This window comes from Methylomonas sp. MgM2 (genome assembly GCF_054172045.1).
Map to the genome: position 1 here is coordinate 1 of NZ_JBSYXO010000081.1, position 2,734 is coordinate 2,734.

Consider the following 2,734-nt stretch of genomic DNA (forward strand, 5'->3'; position numbering starts at 1 on the left):
CGCCCGGCGCTACGGCTTCCAGGGACTACTCAACCTTCACTCGCTGGCGCTTCGTTTCCAAGGTTTCGCAGCGTTTGCTCAATCGAGTTAAACAAATCGCCATCCATCTTAGCTAATTCACAATAAACCCTTTCTACTGTGTACTGCTTTGGCAATATCGATCCTTCGGCAATGTCGTGCTTGTCCATCCATTGCTTTAATACATCCAATCGCTTTTCAAAATCCGTTATTGATTTGATTTGCTCATCCTTCCACCAATGCGTTAATAAACACCCGGTCGGCCTTGCCTCGCCTTCAGCATCAAGCCAACTCAAAAAATCATCTCTGTGAATCAAAATATCGTGATTTAAGAATGCCCTCATATCCATTACCCAAATTTCACTATTTGGGTTTTCTGGCGGTGGTTTAAGCTTTTCTCCCTTCAGTTTTCCAGTTTTAAACGCCTCCAGCATTGCTTCAACGTATTTTTCTTGCCACTCTTTAACATCACTCCATAATTCGGCAATGGCCCTAATGCTTAGATGATCAGGAAGCGGTATTCCGGCTTCTATGCGTTGTTGGTTTGTTAAGTCCACCGCGTCAAATATTCCCATCACACACCGCCCAAAATATTAGCGTTCATCGATAAACCTCCCGCCGGTGTCCTATCTCAATCACCAAAACAATCAGCTCTTCGTCTTCGATCCGGCATAAAAGCCGATAGTCGCCTACACGGTAACGCCATAGGCCGGATAGATTGCCTTGTAAAGCTTTGCCGGTGTTGCGTGGGTTGTCGGCGGTTTGGATGCGATCCTGCAGAAAGGAAACGATGCGCTTTTGTATCGGTTTATCCAGCTTCTTTAGGTCGCGCTTCGCATCGTCTGATAACTTAACTGTCCAGGCCAAGCTCTTTCACCACGTCATCAAGGCTATGGGAAATCTTGCCGCCATCAAGATAGGCTTGATAAGCGGCTTCGGCCCGCTTCGCGTCTTGGCAATCTTCCAGGTATTCCCGCAAGGCCGCCTTGACCAATTGCGCCGGGCTTAGGTGCTGCTCGTTTGCCAACTGGTTCAACACGTCAGCGGTTTCGTCGTCTAGTTCTAAGGTCATCATGGTTTGATTCCGGTTGGTTGATTGTTAAAGGCTATTGCCTAAAATCTTGGCGTTCATGTTTGCAAGTACGTTGCTTACATGACTGTCTGATAGATGCGAATAGCGCCGCACCATTTGCAAGGTCTTATGACCGAGAATTTCCGCGATTTCCGCCAGGCTTGCGCCATTCATAGCCAAATAGCTTGCGGTCGTGTGGCGTATGTCATGCCAACGAAAATCGATTACCTCAGCCCGCTTTAAGGCCGTTGCCCATGCCTTTTTTAGTTCTATCGGTTGTTGTGGGCATTCAGGGGATGGAAAAACTAGCGCCGTATCCAGCCGCCGCACTTTCGACATTTCGCGCATAACTTGCGCCGCAGCCCCTACCAGGGGCACCCGCCGCCGTTCGCCGTTTTTGGTACTATGTAAAACAATCGCGCTTTGATCCAGCATGACCACTCCCCACGCGGTTTCGGTCGGTGGATTGCTCGGCACCCGCCAATAAAGGTTCATCAATTCGCCCTGTCTCATGCCGGTCGATAATGCCAAGATGAAAGCCGGATAAAGCAAGGGGTTTGCCGATTCCTTACAGGCCGCCGTCAATCGCTCCCGCTCTTGGTCGTCCAGATAACGCACCCGGCCCGGTGGCAGTTCCGGCATTTCTACGCGCCGATCCCTTAGCGGGCTTTGTTCCAGCCAATGCCATTCATTAACGGCATACTTCAGGACGTTTTGCACCACGCCAAAATATTTCTTGATTGAATCCGCCGAAAACGGCTTGCCGCTCTTGTTGGTTTTCTTAAGCAATTTGTCCCGGCATTGGGCAAACAATGGGCTTTGCAAGTCAGCCATGACATGGTGACCCAGCTCTTCACGCCACCAAGCCAATATTGGCCGCCGGTTGCGTTGTTCTTTGCTGGTAAATTTGACGGGCACCACGTCGGCTAGATAGCGGTCGATAGCATCCGCGAACGTGTGCTTTTTGGCTTCGGTGGTTTTGAAGTGTCGGCCGTTTCGAATGTCCGACTCGGTGTCTTGAATCCACTTTTTAGCGTCGGTCAGCCGTTTAAATGTTGCTGATTGCGCTGGGTAGCCTTTTAGTCTGATTTCGGCGGTATAGCGTGGTTTGCCGTCTTTGTCTAAGCGTTCTCTAATGCGTGCCATGATTTCCACCTTGGGGCGGCAACCGGCTTTTTGATATGATGCTTTTAGCCATTGCTTAACCCTGTTCGTTAAGTGAATCGGTTAGGGCTTGCTTGGTGTTGGTAGCACCGGCAGGCCCGTTTTGTTTGCTGGCTTTGATTATAAGTTTTTTACCCATTTTTGTCCCATTGAATTACAAAAACAGGCAAAAAACCAGAACAAACAAGCACAATAAAACAATACTAAGTCATTGAATTTATTTATTGTTATTTATTCTAGTTATTTGTGGCTTTTTATTATAAACGCCCTTCTAAGGGGCAGGTCGGACGTTCGAATCGTCTCCGGGACGCCATATAAATCAATAAGTTATACAAATCAGCCATATAACAGCAAGAGCTATGAAGTGTCATTGAAGTGCAAATTTCGATAATTGTAATTCGCATGTAATGGTCAACAAAAACCGGACACCTACTCAGGCAGTGTTACTATAAAATTCCCGCTCGAATTCGATGGGAGATT

At 48.0% G+C, this 2,734-nt stretch carries 4 protein-coding genes; all 4 read right to left on the reverse strand.

Annotated features, from left to right (window positions below; translation table 11 throughout):
- Window positions 1-29 precede the first annotated feature (29 nt).
- From ACW73I_RS22890 to ACW73I_RS22905, 4 genes are read right to left on the reverse strand one after another with little or no spacing between them, the layout of a single operon-like run.
- Window positions 30-593: a hypothetical protein gene (locus ACW73I_RS22890; protein ID WP_458031824.1), complete on the reverse strand. Its 564-nt coding sequence runs from the start codon at window positions 591-593 to the stop codon at window positions 30-32.
- 25 nt (window positions 594-618) lie between these two features.
- Window positions 619-885 carry a type II toxin-antitoxin system RelE family toxin gene (locus ACW73I_RS22895; RefSeq protein ID WP_458031825.1) on the reverse strand — a complete coding sequence of 89 codons (267 nt, stop codon included), beginning with the start codon at window positions 883-885 and terminating at the stop codon, window positions 619-621.
- Window positions 869-1,093: a type II toxin-antitoxin system RelB family antitoxin gene (relB, locus tag ACW73I_RS22900; RefSeq protein WP_458031826.1), complete on the reverse strand. Its 225-nt coding sequence runs from the start codon at window positions 1,091-1,093 to the stop codon at window positions 869-871. Before relB ends, ACW73I_RS22895 begins: the two co-directional genes overlap by 17 nt.
- 24 nt (window positions 1,094-1,117) lie before the next feature.
- The gene (locus tag ACW73I_RS22905) at window positions 1,118-2,236 is read right to left on the reverse strand and encodes a site-specific integrase (RefSeq protein ID WP_458031827.1); all 1,119 of its coding nucleotides are present in this window, start codon (window positions 2,234-2,236) and stop codon (window positions 1,118-1,120) included.
- Between the last annotated feature and the right edge of the window lie 498 nt (window positions 2,237-2,734).

Excerpts from the sequence above, each read along its gene's own strand:
- ACW73I_RS22890 (WP_458031824.1), bottom strand. The coding sequence starts at position 593 with ATGGGAATATTTGACGCGGTGGACTTAACAAACCAACAACGCATAGAA.
- relB (WP_458031826.1), bottom strand. The coding sequence starts at position 1,093 with ATGATGACCTTAGAACTAGACGACGAAACCGCTGACGTGTTGAACCAG.
- ACW73I_RS22905 (WP_458031827.1), bottom strand. The coding sequence starts at position 2,236 with ATGGCACGCATTAGAGAACGCTTAGACAAAGACGGCAAACCACGCTAT.